This is a genomic window from Sphingomonas pseudosanguinis, from assembly GCF_052056765.1.
Lineage (GTDB): Bacteria > Pseudomonadota > Alphaproteobacteria > Sphingomonadales > Sphingomonadaceae > Sphingomonas > Sphingomonas pseudosanguinis.
The window spans coordinates 1636285-1653634 of record NZ_CP189888.1 but is presented as its reverse complement, the minus strand read 5'-3'; the positions used below and the strand labels follow the sequence as shown (position 1 = coordinate 1653634).

The window sequence follows — 17350 nt, the reverse complement described above, 5'->3', positions numbered from 1 at the left end:
TTACAAGGCGATCACTTGCCGCCGCGCTGACGGCACTGGTCGAACTGACCCTTCTTGCAGATCGGATAGCTTTCCAGCGGTGCCGGGGCGGGGAAGGCCTGGGCCGGAGTCGGTGCCTGCTTGAAGACGACCGGCGCGCCGGGCTGCGGCGTACCGGCGAGCGCGGGCTGCGCGGGCTGATAGCCGCCGACCTGGGCACCCGCCGAGGCATTGACGCCCGCCTGCGCCGACATGGTGCCGTCGGTCGTGCTGGTGCTGGCCTGACCCTGCATCTGGGTCTGGGCGGCCGCATCGGCCTGGGTCGTGTCCTGGGCGAAGACGGGGGCGGCGATCAGGGCCGTGGCCGCCAGAAAAACGAACTTCATGCGAATCTCCTGTTCAGAAGCGCAAGTGCGTTAGCGCGGTCAGGGGAACGCCCCACGCCGCCCTTGGCTCCCTCGTTTCGCTTCCGGCCCGATTCCGAACGCATTTTTCATCCGTTTTCGGACCGAAAGCGCAGGAGATCAGACCCCGGCGTCGAGCGAATAGCCGGCCGAGCGGACGGTGCGGATGATGTCGGGCCGATCGCCGATATTGATCGCCTTGCGCAGCCGCCGGATATGCACGTCGACCGTCCGGCTCTCGATGTCCGAGTCGTGCCCCCATACCGCATCGAGCAGCCGCTCGCGCGAGAAGACCCAGCCCGGATGCTCCAGGAAATGCTTGAGCAGGCGGAACTCGGTCGGCCCGAGCGACACGACCTCGCCCGCGCGGCGGACCTTGTGACCCACCGTGTCCATCTCGATGTCGGCATAGACCAGCGCCTCGCCGGCCAGCGCCGGGCGAACGCGGCGCAGCACCGCACCGACGCGCGCGACCAGTTCGCGCGGGGAGAAGGGCTTGGTGACATAATCGTCCGCGCCCGTCTCCAGCCCGCGTACCCGGTCCTCTTCCTCGCCGCGCGCGGTCAGCATGATGATCGGCACATTGGCGGTTTCGGGCGAGCGGCGCAGGCGGCGGCACACCTCGATCCCCGAAATCCCCTCGACCATCCAGTCGAGCAGGACGATGTCGGGCGTGTTCTCACGCGCCAGCAACAGCGCCTCCTCGCCATCGGGCGTGTGAACGACCTCGAAATCCTCGCGCTTGAAATGGAAGACGAGCAGTTCCGCCAGCGCGGCGTCGTCTTCGACCAGCAACATCTTTACCCGTGCCATGGTGCCTGTTCCCTCAAGAAGGCAAGGAGCCGCTGCGGTCACGCTCGCCCATTTGCGTGCCGGTGGCGGCGAAATAGACCATCTCCGCGACATTGGTCGCATGGTCGCCGATGCGTTCGAGATTCTTGGCGATGAACAGCAGGTGCGCGACCTGTCCGATCGTCTTCGGATTCTCGACCATATGGGTGACGAGCGTGCGGAAGATGGAATCGTAGAAATCGTCGAGTGCGTTGTCGCTGTCGCGGACCCGGATCGCCGCCTCGGCATCGCGCGCGGCAAAGGCGTCGAGCACGTCATGTACCATCGCCGAGGCGATCTTGGCCATGGCGGGCAGGATCGAGACGGGCTCGATCCGATCCTCGCTCTCGATCATCGGCACGCGCTTGGCGATGTTCTTGGCATAGTCGCCGATCCGCTCGACGACGCTGGCGATCTTCAGCGCCGCGACGACCTCGCGCAGGTCGTTGGCCATCGGTGCCCGGAGTGCGATGGTGCGCACCGCCAGCCGCTCGACCTCGGCCTCGATCACGTCGATCGCCTTGTCGTCCTCGCGGACCTTGCGCGCCAGTTCCAGGTCGGAGCGTTGCAACGCCTTGATGGCATTGGCGATCGCCTCCTCGGCCAATCCGCCCATCTGGCTGATCAGCCCGCGCAGGCGGCCGATGTCGTTGTCGAAGGCTTTAACGGTGTGGTCCATGATCCTCGTCCTCAGCCGTATCGGCCGGTAATATAGTCCTTCGTCCGCTCTTCCTTCGGGTTCGTGAAGATGTCGGACGTGCGTCCATACTCGACGAGCGTGCCGAGATGGAAAAAGGCGGTGCGCTGCGACACGCGGGCCGCCTGCTGCATGTTGTGGGTGACGATCGCGATGGCGTAGCGGCCGCGCAGGTCGTGGATCAGCTCCTCGATCCGCGCCGTCGCGATCGGGTCGAGCGCGCTGCACGGCTCGTCCATCAGGATGACCTCGGGGTCGACCGCGATGGCGCGCGCGATGCACAGCCGCTGCTGCTGGCCGCCCGACAGCGCGGTGCCGCTTTCGGACAGGCGATCCTTCACCTCGTTCCACAGGCCGGCCCGCGTCAGCGACCGCTCGACGATGACGTCCAGCTCGGCCCGCGAGTTGGCCAGCCCATGGATGCGCGGGCCATAGGCGACATTTTCATAGATCGACTTGGGGAAGGGGTTGGGCTTCTGGAACACCATGCCGACCCGCGCGCGCAGCTGCACCACGTCCATTTCGGGCGCATAGATGTCCTGTCCGTCCAGCCGTACGTCCCCCGACACCCGTGCCGAGGGGATGGTGTCGTTCATCCGGTTGAGCGTGCGCAGGAAGGTCGACTTGCCGCAGCCCGAGGGGCCAATGAACGCGGTGACATGGTCCATGTCGACATCGATCGAGATGTCGTCGATCGCCTGCTTGGCGCCATAGGACACGCTGACGTTGCGCGCGGTTATCTTGGGGGTGCTCACCAGCGTGTCTCGAAGCGATTGCGGAGGTAGATGGCCAGCCCGTTCATCGCGAGCAGGAAGACCAGAAGGACGATGATCGCGGCCGAGGTCTTTTCGATGAAGCCCCGGTCGACCTGATCGGACCACAGGAAGATCTGGACCGGCAGCACCGTCGACGGATCGGTCAGCCCGCGCGGCGGCGCTGCGATGAAGGCGCGCATGCCGATCATCAGGAGCGGCGCGGTCTCGCCCAGCGCGCGGGCCATGCCGATGATCGTGCCGGTCAGGATGCCGGGCAGGGCGAGCGGCAGGACATGATGGAAGATCACCTGCACCCGCGATGCGCCCACCGCCAGCGCGGCGTCGCGGATCGAGGGCGGCACCGCCTTGATCGCGTTGCGCCCGGCGATGACGATGACCGGCATGGTCATCAGCGCCAGCGTCAACCCGCCGACCAACGGTGCCGAACGCGGCAGGCCGAAGGTGTTGAGGAACACCGCGAGCCCCAGCAGGCCGAAGATGATCGAGGGCACCGCCGCCAGATTGTTGATCGACACCTCGATCAGGTCGGTCCAGCGGTTCTTGGGCGCATATTCCTCAAGGTAAAGCGCGGCCAGCACGCCGATGGGGAAGGCGAGCGCGAGCGTGACCAGCATGGTCAGCAGCGACCCCTTGGCCGCTCCCCAGATGCCGACCCGCGTCGGGTCGGTCGCATCCGCATCGGTCAGGAAGTTCCCGTTCCAGCCGGTCGACAGAACGCCTTGCGCCTTCAACCGGGCGACCACCTGTTCGGCATCGGGCGTTCCTTCGCCCTTGGCGGCGACGTCAAAGGGACTGGCGACCGGGAGGGTGAAGGTGACCGTGTGACGCAGGATCGCCGGGTCGGCCTTGATCGCATCACGCACCGCCAGCCATGCGCCCGGCGACAGCAGGTCGGCCCCGTCCCGTCCGAACCGCATCGTGGCGGCGGTATCGACCGCGTCCTCCAGCCCGGCGCCGGCCAGCGCCAGATCGGCGCTGCGGCCCTTCACGCGCGCCGGCTCGATCGGCAGGTCGGCGGCGGCGAGGTCGATCGGCAGCGTGACGGTCGTCTCAGTGAAACCGCGAATCCCTTGCGCGACCATCGTCACCAGCAGGAACGCCAGAAAGGCGGCGGACAAGGCGACGGCGGCAAGCCCCAGCAGGCGGAAGCGCCGTTCGGCGGCATAACGCCGGCGCAGGCGTCGCGCCATGGCGGGGCTGTCCCACACCGTCGGGCGGACCGGCGCATCGGCCATGGGCAAGGGCGGCCGCTTACTCATAGCTTTCCCGGTAACGCTTCACGACCGTCAGCGCGATGATGTTGAGGAGCAGCGTGATGACGAACAATGTCAGGCCGAGCGCGAAGGCGGCCAGCGTCTTGGGGCTGTCGAATTCGGCCTCGCCGGTCAGCAGGTCGACGATCTGGCGAGTGACGGTCGTCGTGCTGGCGAAGGGATTGGCGGTCAGCGTCGCCACGCCGCTGGCGGCCATGACGACGATCATCGTTTCGCCGATCGCGCGGCTGACGGCCAGCAGCACGCCGCCCACGACGCCGGGAAGTGCTGCGGGCAGCATGACGCGGGTGATCGTCTCCGACGGCGTCGCCCCCATGGCCAGGCTGCCGTCGCGCATCGCATTGGGCACGGCGGCCAGGCTGTCATCGGCCATGGACGAGACAAAGGGGATGATCATCACCCCCATGACCAGCCCGGCGGCCAGCGCGCTTTCCGACGAGGCCCAGTCGATGCCGATCGATACGGCGAACTGCCGCACCGCCGGCGCGACGGTCAACGCCGCGAAATAGCCGTAGACGACGGTCGGGATGCCCGCGAGCACCTCCAGCACCGGCTTCATGATGCGGCGGGCGCGCGGCGCGGCATACTGGGTCAGGTAGATGGCGCTCAACAGGCCGAAGGGGATGGCGACCGCCATCGCGATCACCGCGCCGATGAAAAAGGTGCCCCAGAATAGCGGCACCGCGCCCAGCGACGCGCCGGGATCGCGCGGGTCGATCACCTGGGGGCTCCAATGCGTGCCGAACAGAAAGTCGGTGATCGGCACGACGGAGAAGAAGCGCCCCGCCTCATAGAGCAGCGATGCGACGATCCCGGCGGTGGTCAGGATCGCGATCAGCGACGCGCCCAGCAACAGCCCGAGAATGACCCGCTCGATCCGGGTCCGCGCGGAAAAGTCCGGGCGGACACGGAGATAGGCATAGGCCCCGCCGGCGAGCGCCAGCATCAGGACGACCGCCGTCGCGATCCAGTCGACCCGCGCCTGCGCCGCGCCATAGGCGGGCGCCAGGGTACGCGACAGCGCATGGAAGGCTCCGTGCGCGCGCCCGGCGGCCAGCGCCCGCGCCTCGGACAGGATCGCGGCGCGCTCGAACCCCGGGGGCGGCAGTTGCGCGGCGGCGGGCGTATCGAGCACCATGTCGGTAACCAGTGCTGGCGACGTCGCCGCCCAGATGGCGAGGAACAGCAAAGGCGGCGCGGCGGTCCATAGCGCGACATACCAGCCATGATGATGCGGCAGCGAACTGATCCGCGTGCCCAGCCGCCGCCGGAAACCCAGCGCGCGCATCCGCGAAACCGCCCAGGCTATCAGGCCGAGGCCGACGATCAGGATCAGGAGGACGACACCGTTCATGACGGCAGGGTCGCCGGATCGAGCACCGTCTCGCGCGTGATGATGGCCCGCGCACGCGCCTGGGCGGCGGCGGTCGATGCGATCAGGCCACGCCGCACCAGCGGGCCGTTCTGCCCCCAATTGTCGGCATAGAGGATCAGGAACTGGCGAAGGCCGGGGATCGCGTCGAGATGCGCCTTCTTCACATAGACATAGAGCGGCCGCGATCCGGGATAGCGATCCTCGGCGATCGCCTGATAGCTGGGCATGACGCCATTGATCGCGACACCATCGACGATGTGGCGGTTTTCCTCGAGATAGGAATAGCCGAAGATGCCGATCGCGTTGGGATTGGATTGCAGCTTCTGGACGATCAGATTGTCGTTCTCGCCGGCGTCGATATAGGCGCCGTCCTCGCGGATGCGGGTGCAGGTCCGGTGATGCGCCTCGGCATCCCGCCGGGCCAGCGCGGCGGCGCCGGGTTCCACCGCGTCACAACCACGGGTCATGATCAACTCGGCCAGCGCGTCGCGCGTGCCGCTGGTCGCGGGCGGGCCATAGACCTGGATGGGAATGGCCGGCAGTGCGGGGTTCACGTCGCGCCAGGTGCGCGCACCGTTTACCCGCCCGCCGGGTCGGGCGGCGAGCGCGCGGTAGATGTCGGCGGTGGTCAGCGCCATGCGTGGACCGCGCTTCGATTCGGCAAAGGCGATGCCGTCGATGCCGATCTGGACTTCGAGCAGCGCCTTGGCACCGTGCGCGGCGCATTCGCGATATTCGCCTGCCTTCATGCGGCGCGAGGCGTTCTCGATGTCGGGGTGACCCGCACCGATCCCGGCGCAAAACAGCTTCATGCCCGCGCCCGTGCCCGTCGATTCGATCACCGGTGCTTTGGCGTCCGGATCAGCGGCGACGAAGCGCTCGGCGATGATCGTGGTGAAGGGATAGACCGTCGAGGACCCCACCGCCGTGATCTGGTCGCGCACGCCCGCACCGCCACCATTGGCCTGATCGTGACAGGCCGCCAGCGCGAACATCGCGGCGAATAGGCAGGGCAGGCGCATTCATTTCCTTGAGCCACCGGAACGGGTGTGGGCTGGCGCTGCCACGCTCACCATACCCCCGTGTGACATTTCTATTGCTCTTTTGTGACACTCGCCTCGGAAAGGCTTTTTGTGCTGGTCTTTAGCGGCGGCAGGCGCACCGTCACCGTCGTGCCGGCACCCACTTCGCTTGCGATGTCCAGCCGCCCGCGATGCCGCTCGACGATATGCTTGACGATGGCCAGGCCAAGGCCGGTGCCGCCGATACTGCGGCTGCGCCCCGAATCGACGCGGTAAAAGCGTTCGGTCAGCCGGGGGATATGGCCGGCGGCGATCCCTTCGCCCCGGTCGGCGACGCTCAGGCGCAGCATGTCGCTGTCGCGCCCCAGCGTAACGCGGATCGGCGTGTCGGCCCGGCCATATTTCATCGCATTGCCGATCAGATTGTGCAGCATCTGCGACAGCTGGGCGCGGTCGCCGGCGACGGGCGCCAGGTCTTCGGCCATTTCGCAGGTGATGTCCTTGGCGCGCGGCGCGCCGGAGTCGAGAAACTCCTCCCAGACATCCTCGACCAGCTCGGCCAGATCGGTCGGCTGGGCGGGCTGGCGATATTTGTCGGCCTCGATCCGGCTCAGCGAGATCAGGTCCTCGACCAGCCGCTGCATCCGACGCGCCTCGTCGAACATGACCTTCAGGAAACGCGCGCGGATTTCGGGATCGTCACCGGCCTCGTCGCCCAGCGTCTCGATGAAGCCGAGGATCGAGGCGAGGGGGGTACGAAGCTCATGGCTGGCATTGGCGACGAAATCGACGCGCATCCGCTCGGCGGCGTCATGCGCGGTCTGGTCGATCAGATGGACGACGCGCTGGCCATTGGAGACATCGGCGACCCGCATGTCCCAACGATGGTCGAGCGACCCCAGTCCGACCAGTGAGATCGGCTGTTCGGGCTCGACCGGTCCGGCCGCCAGCAGGCGCTCGGCGGCGGCGGGGTGGCGGATGGCGATCCGGGCGTCCTCGCCGACGATATGCGCACCCAGCAGGGTGCGGGCGGCGCGGTTGGCCAGGATGACCCGGCCCTCGTCGATCAGCAGGACCGGCTCGACGATCGCGTCCAGCGCTTCGGTGAGCAGCGGGGACAGCGCCGCGCCGTCCTCCTCGCCCGCGTCCTCGTCGTCCTCGTCCGTCTTCACGCCTTCGCTGGCGACCAGCGCGGCGGCGATCCCGCCGACCAGCGTGATGATGGCAGGGCCCGGTCCCGCCGACAGGAACACGACGACCGCCGCGACGACCGCCACGATGATGGCCCACAAGGTGCGAATGCCGAATCCCATGGCGCATCGATGTAGCGGGCGCGGGGCGGCCTGTCTTCCTCCCAGCTTGGGGCATATGGGCAGCGCCAGGTGCTTGTTCCGCCGCGGCGAATGTGGGACATCACCCGCGATATGGAAGAGATGCCGCCAACACCCTGTGAACATGGCGAACTGCCGCCCGCGACCGAGGCGCCGGCCAGCGGCTCCACCAGCCGGCGTGCGCTGATGCTGGGGGCGCTGGGGGCGAGTACGGTGGTCGCGATCCGCCCCGCGCTGGCGCAGACGACGGGATCGGTATTGACCTGCGAAATCCCGATCCCGGATCAGGCGCGGGCGGGCAGCTATATCGCGCTCGACGGTTCGACGGTGCCCGCACGCACCCTGTTCGCCTTCGCGCCGCCCAGTCGCCCCTATACCGGCGAGGAGGTGAAGCGCGCGTTGCAGGGCGGCATGCTGCCCAACACCAATTACTTCAGCAACCAGGCCTATCTGAACTATATCCGGCGGTTGCAGCGCGGGCAGGGTGGTTTCACCTGCTACGCCTCGCTTCAGATGCCGGGCGGCTGATCCATGGCGGAGCCGCGCTATCGCACGGTGGCGGCGGATCTGATCTTGGTCGAGCCGCTGGACATCTTCACGGCGGTGTTCCACCGGCCCTCCGGCATCACCCATTTGTTGAGCGAGCCGGCGCCGCAGATCATGGAGGCGCTGATACCGGCACCGCTGACGCTGGCCGCGCTGGTTCAGTTCCTGACGCAGCATTTCGATCTGGACGCCGCCGACGCCGCCACGACCTTGCAGGCGCGGCTGGACGAGCTGGAAGCCGTGGGACTGGTCGACCGTCTGTGAGGCACGCGACGATCTTGCGGGTCGGCCCGGTCGGCTTTCGTCTGGGTTCGGACTGGCGCGCGCCGATCGCCGCCGTCGAGGCGCTGTACCGGGATTATCCCAAGCCCGATTTCGCCGACTATACGGTGCGGCTGGAGGCGGAGCATGTCTGGCGGCGCTGGATACGTCCATCGGTGCGGATCGGCGGCGATTATCGCCTGCCCGAGACCGCGCCGCTGCCGCTGGGGCAAGGCCTGCTGGCGTCCGAACTGGGCATGAACTTGCAGATGGCATTGGGGCATCGTCGCCATCTGCTGCTGCACGCCGCCGTCGTCGAGCGCGACGGACGGGCGGTCATCATGAGCGGCATATCCGGAGCGGGCAAATCGACGCTCGCGCTGTTGCTGGCCCAACAGAGCTGGCGCTTCCTGAGCGACGAGTTCGCGCTGATCGAGCCGGACACGGGGCTGGTCGTGCCCTTCCCGCGTGCCGTAAGCCTGAAGAACGAAAGCCTGTCGGTCATTCCGGCGGGCAGCCGGGTGGGGCCGCTTCTGGCGGGTACGCCGAAGGGCGATATTCGCCATGTCGCGCCCAGCGCGGAAGCGCTCGCCGCCATGGATCGACCGGCCAAGCCCGTTCTCATCCTCTTTCCTCGGTTCGGCTTTCCCGCCGCCACCCGCATCCTGCCACCGGCCGAGAGCTTCGTGCGGCTTACCCAGGCCTCGACCAATTATGTCGCCCTGGGGGAGGCCGGTTTTCGCGCGATGGTCCGGCTGCGTTCGACGGTGCCGGCGATCGCATTCGACTATCCCGACGGGCCGTCCGGTGTCGCGGCGGTCGAGGCGTTATGGGCCGCGCTGTGACCGCATCCGCGCGCCTCGTCGCCATGCTGCGCGATCCTGCCAACGCGCATGCCCTTGGCCTGTCCGAGTGGATGGATGTCGTGACGGTCGCACGCGCCGAATTGCTGCTGGGGACGCTCGCCCATCGCCTTGACGGTCTGACCGTACCGGCGGAGGTTCGGGCGGTCCTGGACGATGCCCGCGCCGAAGCATCGGAGGTGCGCCGTACCGCGCTATGGGAAGCCAATCGGGTCGCGCACGCTTTGGCGGGATTGGGCGTTCCGGTGATCCTGCTGAAGGGGACGGCGTTCGTGGCGGCGGGGCTGGCCGCCGGACAGGGACGATCGATCGGCGACTGCGACATCCTGCTGCCCAAGGCGGTCTTACCGGCCGCCGAGGCTGCCTTGGCCGAGGCGGGCTGGGAATGGGTGAAGCCCGATGCCTATGACGATCTCTATTATCGCCGCTGGATGCACGAACTGCCGCCGCTGATCCATCGTGATCGCGACCGGATGCTGGATGTGCACCACACCATTCTTCCTCCAACCGCGCGGCCGACACCCGATGCGACGGCGTTGATCGCCGATGCTGTCCCCCTGGGTGGGGGGCTCGCCATGCTGTCGCACAACGACATGCTGATCCATGCGGCCGCGCATCTATTCGCCGATGGCGATCTGTCGGGCGGGCTGCGCAATCTGTGGGACATCCATGCGCTGGTCGTCGAGGGCGGAGCGGATGGTCTCTCCGAACGTGCGGCGCAGCATGGGCTGGGCTTTGCCGTCGACCGGGCCATGCGGCTGAGTCATGCGCTCTACGCCACGCCTGTCGCGCCACGCTGGCAGCGGCTGACGATCCCGGACCGGATTTTTCGGCGACGGATGCTGGCACGCGATGGCTGGGGGCGGGGGCGCCATCCTCTTACGCGACTGACCTTCTACGTCCGGTCGCATATGATCCGGATGCCGCTCCCGCTCCTGCTCCGCCACCTGTGGATCAAGTGGCGGAAGGGACGAGCCGCTCCAGCGTCGGGATAAGCCCGGCATAATCGTCGATGATCGCGTCGGCGCCCAGCTCCTCGACCGGCTGACTGAGAAAGCCGAAGCGGCAGGCGACGACCGGCAGGCCGGCGGCGCGTGCGGCCTGAACGTCGAAGATCGAGTCGCCGATAAAGGCCGCCTTGCCGCCGCCGCACTGGTCGACCAGCGCCTGGATGGGAATCGGCGAAGGCTTGGCGACCCCCAGCGTATCGCCGCCGATGATCGCGGCGAACCGGTCGGCAAGGCCCAAGCCCCCCAAGATCGCGCGCGCGAAGCGTTCGAGCTTGTTGGTCATGATCCCCATCGTCACGCCGCGCGCGGCCAGTTCGTCGAGCGCGTCGAGCGCGCCGGGGAAGGGCGCGGTGTGCACCGCCAGATTCGCTTCATAATGGTCGAGCAGCCGGCGATGCAGCACCTCCAGCGTCGCGTCGTCATGGCCGCCGGTCGCATCCAGCCCGTGCCGCAACATCGCGCGCGCACCGCCGCCGATCATCGGCTTGACTGCGTCCACACTGAGCGGCGGGCGCCCGATCGAGCCCAGCGCGTGGTTGACGGCGGCGGCCAGATCGCCGCTCGTGTCGAGCAGGGTTCCGTCCAGATCGAACCCGACGATGGCGAAGGGGAAACGGTGACGTGAATAGCTGTCCATAATCGGGTCCCGGTGCAGTCTGCGGGCTGGCTTTGGCCGGAAATCCATGGCAGGCGCAACCGCCATGACGAGACCAGTCGCCGCCATCATTCTCGCCGCGGGTAAGGGCACCCGCATGAAGTCGGACCTGCACAAGGTCCTGCACCCCATTGCCGGGCGGTCGATGCTGCTCCACCTGATCGACAGCGTCGGGCGATTGTCGCCCGAACGTGTCGTCGTCGTCACGGGTGCGGGCCGCGAACAGGTCGAGGCGGCGGTCGCGCCGCTGGGCGTCGGCACCGCGCTTCAGGCGGAGCAGCTCGGCACCGGCCATGCGGTGGCGCAGGCGCGGGATGCGCTGGCGGGCTTCGATGGCGATGTGCTGATCCTTTACGGCGATGTGCCGCTGGTCGAGACCGCAACAATGAAGCGGATGATCGATCGCTTGAGCGAAGCCGACCGACCCGCCGCCGTCGTTCTCGGCTTCCGCCCGAGCGATCCTGCGGCTTACGGCCGGGTCATCGCCGACGCCGATGGCCGGATCGACCGCATGGTCGAGTTCAAGGATGCCAGCACCGAAGAGCGTGCCGTAACGCTTTGCAATTCCGGACTGATGGCGGTTCGGTCCGAGGATCTGTTCGGCCTGCTCGACCGGGTCGGCAACGACAATGCGGCCGGCGAATATTATCTGCCCGATATCGTCATGCTGGCGGCGGGCGATGGCCGGCACTCGGCGGTGATCGAAACCGGGGCGGGCGAGGTCGCGGGCGTCAACAGTCGCGGCGAACTGGCGGTGGTCGAGGGCGACTGGCAGCAGCGCCGGCGCATGCGTGCCATGACCGAAGGCGCGACGCTGATCGCGCCCGATACCGTGTGGTTCTCGCACGACACCGTGATCGGGCGGGACGTGGTGATCGAGCCGCATGTCGTCTTCGGCCCCGGCGTGACGGTCGCCGATGGCGTCACGATCCACGCCTTCAGCCATCTGGAGGGGGCCAAGGTCGCGACCGGGGCGGACATCGGCCCCTATGCCCGGCTTCGCCCCGGCGCCGACGTCCGAGAGGGCGCGCGGGTCGGCAATTTCGTCGAGATGAAGAAGGCCGTTCTCGGCCCCGGCGCTAAGGCCAATCACCTGACCTATCTCGGTGATGCCGAGGTCGGGGCGGGGGCCAATATCGGTGCGGGCACGATCACCTGCAATTATGACGGCTTCCTCAAATATCGCACCGTGATTGGCGAGGGGGCGTTCATCGGCTCCAATTCGGCGCTGGTCGCGCCGGTGACGATCGGGGCCGGTGCCATTGTCGGCGCGGGCGCGGTGGTGACGAGCGATGTCGAGGCCGATGCGCTCGCGCTGGTTCGCGCCGAGCGTCAGACGAAGGCCGGTTGGGCCAAGCGTTTTCGGGATATGATGACGGCCAAGAAGGCCGCGAAGAAGGCTGGGGAGTAAGACTTATGTGCGGTATCGTGGGAATCCTGGGCGGCGAGGATGTCGCCGAGCGTCTGCTCGATGGCCTGCGCCGTCTGGAATATCGCGGATATGACTCCGCCGGTATCGCGACGATCGACGATGGTTCGATCGAGCGGCGGCGCGCCTCGGGCAAGCTGGTCAACCTGGCGCACGAGCTGGCCGAACATCCGCTGCCCGGCACGATCGGCATTGCGCACACCCGCTGGGCGACGCATGGCGGGCCGACCACCAACAACGCCCACCCCCATGCCACCGATCATGTCGCGGTCGTGCACAACGGCATCATCGAGAATTTCAAGGCTCTGCGCGAAGAATTGACCGCGCGTGGCCGCGTCTTTACCAGCGAGACCGATACCGAAGTCGTCGCGCATCTCGTCAGCGAGAAGGTCGAGCAGGGGCTGGACCCCGTCGCCGCCGTTCGCGAAATCCTGCCCCGCCTGCACGGCGCCTTCGCGCTCGCCATCCTGTTCCGCGACCAGCCCGATCTGCTGATCGGCGCACGGCTCGGCTCGCCCCTGGTCGTCGGATACGGCGATGACGAGACCTATCTCGGCTCGGACGCGCTGGCGCTTGCTCCGCTGACCCAGCGTATCGCCTATCTCGACGAAGGCGACTGGGTCGTCTGCACGCGCGAAGGCGCGCAGGTCTATGACCGTGACAACAACCCGGTCGAACGCCCCGTCACGATCTCGGGCGTCACCGGCGCGCTGATCGATAAGGGCAATCACCGCCACTTCATGCAAAAGGAAATCTACGAGCAGCCGATCGTCGTCGCTCAGACGCTGCGCTCGTATCTCCAGCGGCTGGAGGGGCAGATCGCGCTGCCCATCCCCGACTTCGACCTGTCGGGGATCAAGCGCGTCACCATCGTCGCCTGCGGCACCAGCTTCTATGCGGGCATGGTCGCCAAATACTGGTTCGAACAGTTCGCGCGCGTGCCGGTCGACATCGATGTCGCCTCCGAGTTCCGCTACCGCACCCCGGTGATGGAGCCAGGCGGCCTGATGATCGTCATCAGCCAGTCGGGCGAGACCGCCGATACGCTCGCCGCGCTGCGCCACGCCAAGAGCGAGGGGCAGACGATCGCGGCGGTGGTCAACGTGCCCACCAGTTCGATGGCGCGCGAGGCCGACCTGCTGCTCCCTACCCATGCCGGGCCGGAGATCGGCGTCGCCTCGACCAAGGCGTTCACCTGCCAGCTCAGCGTGCTCGCTGCACTGGCCGCCAACCTGGCCAAGGCCAAGGGGCGGCTGAGCGTGGACGAGGAAAAGCAGATCGTCCGCCACCTCGCCGAAGCCCCTGCCGCGATCAACGGCGCGCTGGCCTATGACGAAGCGATCGAAGGCATGGCGGGCGCCATCGCGGGTGCGCGCGACGTCCTGTATCTCGGTCGCGGCACCGACTATCCGCTGGCGCTCGAGGGCGCGCTGAAGCTGAAGGAGATCAGCTACATCCATGCAGAGGGCTATGCCGCCGGCGAGATGAAGCACGGCCCCATCGCGCTGATCGACGAATCGGTGCCGGTCATCGTCATCGCGCCGTCGGGGCCCTTGTTCGAAAAGACCGTGTCGAACATGCAAGAGGTCCAGGCGCGCGGCGGCAAGGTCGTGCTGATCTCCGACTATGACGGGATCGAGGCGGCGGGCGAGGGCTGCATCGCCACGATCACCATGCCCAAGGTCCATCCGCTGATCGCGCCGATCGTCTATGCGGTCCCGGTCCAGCTGCTCGCCTATCATGTCGCGGTGGCCAAGGGCACCGACGTCGATCAACCGCGCAACCTCGCAAAGAGTGTAACCGTCGAATAACTGTCCATTTACGTCAGATTAAACGTCTATGGTTACCATCGCTTTCGTAAAGTAGCGTGAGAGTGATGGTAACCGGATGCGTATTCTGATCGTCGACGACGAAGCGGCCGTTCATGCCAGCTATGACCGTTGCTTCTCGCCCAGTCCGCAGACCCCCGAGACAGGGCATCGCGCGGCCGAAGCGGATACGATCGAGGACATCCATCACTGCTTCCAAGGCGAGGAGGCGGTGGCCGAGGTCGCCCGCGCGCTGGCGACGGATCGGCCCTTCGCGGTCGCCTTCATCGACATTCGCATGCCCCCGGGGATCGACGGCCGCGAGACGGCGCGTCGTATCCGCCAGCTCGATCCCGACATTCATCTGGTGATCGTCACCGGTTATACCGACTTCACCCCCGCCGAGATCAGCCAGGTCGCCGGCCCGGCCGACAAGATCTTCTACATCGCCAAGCCCTTCGCGCCTGCCGAGGTGTCGCAGACCGCGATCGCGCTGTGCCGACGCTGGCAGAATGACCGCGAACTGGCCGAGGCGCGCGCGCAATTGGCCGCGCAGGTCGTCGCGCTGGAGGAGAAATCGGCCGAGCTTCGCGCCAATGAGAGCCGCGCGATGCACATCGCGATGCATGACGCGCTGACCGACGCCCCCAACCGCTCGGCCTTTCTGCGCGGTCTCGCCGAGCGCGGGCGCATGCCCGGCCGCTTCGTCACCGCGATGCTCGATCTCGATCGGTTCAAGCTGGTCAACGATACGCTTGGTCATCTGGCGGGTGACGAGCTGATCCGGGAAGTCTGCGCGACCCTTCAGCACGCCGCCCCCGAAGGCGCGCTGGTGGCGCGGCTCGGCGGCGATGAGTTCGGGATCATCTTTGACATGGCTGACCAAAGCATTGCGATCGCCGCCTGCGAACGCATCGTCACCGCCTGTGCCAAGACCTTCAGCATCCTGGGCCACTCCGTGCGCTGCGGCGCGTCGTGCGGACTGGTGATGAGCGACGAGGCGGGTGAGCGTGATCCGACCGACCTCGTGCGTCGCGCGGACATGGCGCTCAATGATGCCAAGCGCTCCGGCCGAGGTATCGTCCGGCTGTTCGACGAACAGATGGATGAGGGCATTCGCGTTCGTCGTCTGGTGGAGGCCGGCCTGACCCAGGCCATCGCGCGCGACGAGCTGACCCTGGTCTTTCAGCCGATCGTCGGGCGCGGCGACCTGAGCATCGCGGGGTTCGAGGCACTGGTCCGCTGGCACAGTCCGGAACATGGCGCGGTCAGCCCCGCGATCTTCATCCCGATCGCCGAGGAGAGCAACCTGATCCACCAACTGGGCGACTGGGTGCTCGACGAAGCGCTGGCGCAGGTGCGGCATTGGCCGGATCAATATGTCTCGGTCAATTTCAGCCCGGTGCAGTTTCGCCGGTCGCACTTTGTCGGCCATATCCTCGACAGCGTCCGCCGCGCCGGCGTCGACCCCGCCCGGGTCCAGATCGAGATCACCGAAACCGCGATCTTCGACGATGCCGAACGCGCCGCGCAGACCCTGTGCGAATTGCGCAAGCTGGGCTTCCGCATCGCACTCGATGACTTCGGGACGGGCTATTCCAGCCTCTACAATATCCGCAAGTTCGCGCTCGATTGCCTGAAGATCGATCGCAGTTTCATCGACGGCATGGGCCGTGAGCGCGAGTCGGCGGCCATCGTCCACTCGATCATCCATCTCGGCCGCGCGCTGGGCCTGGGAGTCGTGGCGGAGGGCGTCGAGACCGAGGCGCAGGCCCAGGCGTTACGGGTCGCTGGCGCCAGCCACTTGCAGGGGTTCCTGTTCTCGCGCCCCGTCGCGCCCTGCGAAGCCCGCAAGCTCGCCGCGCGGCGCGCCTTGCCGATGATGCCCGTGCCATCGGACGAGGCGGTGCCCGTCAGCGTCCTCGCCTGACGCGCGGTCCGTCCGTCACAACGGCAATTCGGGCTGGACCGGAACGCGCGCGGCGTCGCTCTGCTCGGCTTGGGACACGCCGAGACCCGACAGCGTCAGGCCCAGCAAGCGGACGCCGCCATCGATCGGCAGTTGCTGGTCAAGCAGCGCCATGCCCATCGCCAGGAACTCCGCGCGATCGGTGACGCCCTGGGTCGAGGATCGCGCGCGGGTGATCGTCCGAAAGTCGCTATAGCGTAGTTTCAGGGTCACCGTCCGCCCGGTCGCGCCGCTGCGCTCGATGCGGGTCCAGGCCGCCTCCACGACCCTTTCCAGCGCGGCGTGAAGGGCCTCGCGCGCCGACAGGTCGGTTTCGAAGGTACGCTCCGCGCCGACCGATTTGGCGATACGATGCGCGCGAACGGGGCGATGATCGATGCCGCGTGCCGCGCCGTAGAGATAATCGGCATAGCTGCCGAAATGGCGTTGCAGGAAGGCGAGCGACTGGTCGCGCAAGTCGGCCCCGGTCAGGATGCCCAGCGCCTCCATCTTGCGCGCGGTGACGGGGCCGACGCCGTGGAAGCGCTTGACCGGCAGGGCGGCGACGAAGGCGGCGCCATGGTGCGGCGGGATGACGCAGATGCCGTTGGGCTTGTTCTGATCCGACGCCAGCTTGGCGATGAACTTGTTGTAGCTGACCCCCGCGGACGCCGTCAGCCCGGTTTCGGCCAAGATGGCCGCCCGGATCGCCTCGGCGATCGCGGTTGCCGAACCCAGCCCGTTGCGATCCTCGGTCACGTCCAGATAGGCCTCGTCGAGCGATAGCGGCTCGATCAGATCGGTGTGGCAGGCGAAGATCGCCCGGATCTGCTGGGATATGGCGCGATAGACGTCGAAGCGCGGCGGTACGAAGACCAGATCGGGGCATCGCCGCAACGCGGTGACGGACGGCATCGCCGACCGCACGCCAAAGCCGCGCGCCTCATAGCTTGCCGCCGCGACCACCCCTCGCGCCCGCGACCCGCCGACCGCGACTGGACGGCCGCGCAGCGTCGGATCGTCCCGTTGCTCGACCGACGCATAGAAGGCGTCCATGTCGACATGGATGATCTTGCGGGTGGTCGAAGGCCTATCGTGTTCGTCGCTCAAAGGGGGCCGCGCTGTTTCGCTGTTCCGCCGC

Annotated in this window: 17 protein-coding genes; 7 read left to right on the top strand and 10 right to left on the bottom strand. The window is 67.4% G+C overall.

Annotation, left to right across the window (positions count from 1 at the left end; all coding sequences use genetic code 11):
• Window positions 1–11 precede the first annotated feature (11 nt).
• The 8 genes from ACQHGV_RS07500 to ACQHGV_RS07465 all read right to left on the bottom strand — a co-directional run bounded on the left by ACQHGV_RS07500 (window position 12) and on the right by ACQHGV_RS07465 (window position 7671).
• A complete protein-coding gene (locus ACQHGV_RS07500) occupies window positions 12–365 on the bottom strand; it encodes a hypothetical protein (RefSeq protein WP_440980012.1) in 354 nt (117 codons plus the stop codon).
• Between the two features lie 138 nt (window positions 366–503).
• On the bottom strand, window positions 504–1196 hold the full coding sequence (gene phoB, locus ACQHGV_RS07495) for a phosphate regulon transcriptional regulator PhoB (RefSeq protein WP_183950924.1): 693 nt from the start codon (window positions 1194–1196) through the stop codon (window positions 504–506).
• A 13-nt stretch (window positions 1197–1209) separates the two neighbouring features.
• Window positions 1210–1893, bottom strand: coding sequence for a phosphate signaling complex protein PhoU (gene phoU, locus ACQHGV_RS07490; protein ID WP_409787030.1), 684 nt, complete (start codon window positions 1891–1893; stop codon window positions 1210–1212).
• 11 nt (window positions 1894–1904) lie between these two features.
• Window positions 1905–2669 (bottom strand): phosphate ABC transporter ATP-binding protein PstB, encoded by a 765-nt coding sequence (pstB, locus tag ACQHGV_RS07485; RefSeq protein ID WP_440980165.1) that lies wholly within the window; start codon window positions 2667–2669, stop codon window positions 1905–1907.
• Window positions 2663–3877, bottom strand: coding sequence for a phosphate ABC transporter permease PstA (gene pstA, locus ACQHGV_RS07480; protein ID WP_440980164.1), 1215 nt, complete (start codon window positions 3875–3877; stop codon window positions 2663–2665). The genes pstB and pstA overlap by 7 nt, the downstream gene beginning before the upstream one ends.
• A gap of 61 nt (window positions 3878–3938) precedes the next feature.
• Window positions 3939–5315 carry a phosphate ABC transporter permease subunit PstC gene (gene pstC, locus ACQHGV_RS07475; RefSeq protein ID WP_440980011.1) on the bottom strand — a complete coding sequence of 459 codons (1377 nt, stop codon included), beginning with the start codon at window positions 5313–5315 and terminating at the stop codon, window positions 3939–3941.
• Window positions 5312–6358, bottom strand: coding sequence for a substrate-binding domain-containing protein (locus ACQHGV_RS07470; protein WP_440980010.1), 1047 nt, complete (start codon window positions 6356–6358; stop codon window positions 5312–5314). The genes pstC and ACQHGV_RS07470 overlap by 4 nt, the downstream gene beginning before the upstream one ends.
• A 71-nt stretch (window positions 6359–6429) precedes the next feature.
• Window positions 6430–7671, bottom strand: coding sequence for a sensor histidine kinase (locus ACQHGV_RS07465; protein WP_440980009.1), 1242 nt, complete (start codon window positions 7669–7671; stop codon window positions 6430–6432).
• A 111-nt stretch (window positions 7672–7782) separates the two neighbouring features.
• Between ACQHGV_RS07465 and ACQHGV_RS07460 the strand changes: the two genes are divergently transcribed.
• From ACQHGV_RS07460 to ACQHGV_RS07445, 4 genes are read left to right on the top strand one after another with little or no spacing between them, the layout of a single operon-like run.
• A complete protein-coding gene (locus ACQHGV_RS07460; protein WP_440980163.1) occupies window positions 7783–8217 on the top strand; it encodes a hypothetical protein in 435 nt (144 codons plus the stop codon).
• 3 nt (window positions 8218–8220) lie between these two features.
• Window positions 8221–8499 (top strand): HPr-rel-A system PqqD family peptide chaperone, encoded by a 279-nt coding sequence (locus tag ACQHGV_RS07455; RefSeq protein WP_440980008.1) that lies wholly within the window; start codon window positions 8221–8223, stop codon window positions 8497–8499.
• The gene (locus ACQHGV_RS07450) at window positions 8496–9341 is read left to right on the top strand and encodes an HprK-related kinase A (RefSeq protein WP_440980007.1); all 846 of its coding nucleotides are present in this window, start codon (window positions 8496–8498) and stop codon (window positions 9339–9341) included. The genes ACQHGV_RS07455 and ACQHGV_RS07450 overlap by 4 nt, the downstream gene beginning before the upstream one ends.
• Window positions 9326–10354 carry a nucleotidyltransferase domain-containing protein gene (locus ACQHGV_RS07445; protein ID WP_440980006.1) on the top strand — a complete coding sequence of 343 codons (1029 nt, stop codon included), beginning with the start codon at window positions 9326–9328 and terminating at the stop codon, window positions 10352–10354. Before ACQHGV_RS07450 ends, ACQHGV_RS07445 begins: the two co-directional genes overlap by 16 nt.
• Here ACQHGV_RS07445 and ACQHGV_RS07440 read toward each other — a convergent pair.
• On the bottom strand, window positions 10314–11006 hold the full coding sequence (locus tag ACQHGV_RS07440) for an HAD-IA family hydrolase (RefSeq protein ID WP_440980005.1): 693 nt from the start codon (window positions 11004–11006) through the stop codon (window positions 10314–10316). The two genes, ACQHGV_RS07445 and ACQHGV_RS07440, sit on opposite strands and share 41 nt — an antisense overlap.
• A 64-nt stretch (window positions 11007–11070) precedes the next feature.
• Here ACQHGV_RS07440 and glmU point away from each other — a divergent pair, with 64 nt between their 5' ends.
• The 3 genes from glmU to ACQHGV_RS07425 all read left to right on the top strand — a co-directional run bounded on the left by glmU (window position 11071) and on the right by ACQHGV_RS07425 (window position 16191).
• Window positions 11071–12435, top strand: coding sequence for a bifunctional UDP-N-acetylglucosamine diphosphorylase/glucosamine-1-phosphate N-acetyltransferase GlmU (glmU, locus tag ACQHGV_RS07435; RefSeq protein WP_440980004.1), 1365 nt, complete (start codon window positions 11071–11073; stop codon window positions 12433–12435).
• A gap of 5 nt (window positions 12436–12440) precedes the next feature.
• The gene (gene glmS, locus ACQHGV_RS07430) at window positions 12441–14264 is read left to right on the top strand and encodes a glutamine--fructose-6-phosphate transaminase (isomerizing) (RefSeq protein ID WP_440980003.1); all 1824 of its coding nucleotides are present in this window, start codon (window positions 12441–12443) and stop codon (window positions 14262–14264) included.
• A gap of 76 nt (window positions 14265–14340) precedes the next feature.
• Entirely contained in the window at window positions 14341–16191 is a 1851-nt protein-coding gene (locus tag ACQHGV_RS07425; RefSeq protein WP_440980002.1) for a putative bifunctional diguanylate cyclase/phosphodiesterase, read from the top strand.
• A 15-nt stretch (window positions 16192–16206) separates the two neighbouring features.
• Here ACQHGV_RS07425 and dinB read toward each other — a convergent pair whose 3' ends face one another.
• On the bottom strand, window positions 16207–17319 hold the full coding sequence (dinB, locus tag ACQHGV_RS07420; RefSeq protein WP_440980001.1) for a DNA polymerase IV: 1113 nt from the start codon (window positions 17317–17319) through the stop codon (window positions 16207–16209).
• Window positions 17320–17350 lie beyond the last annotated feature (31 nt).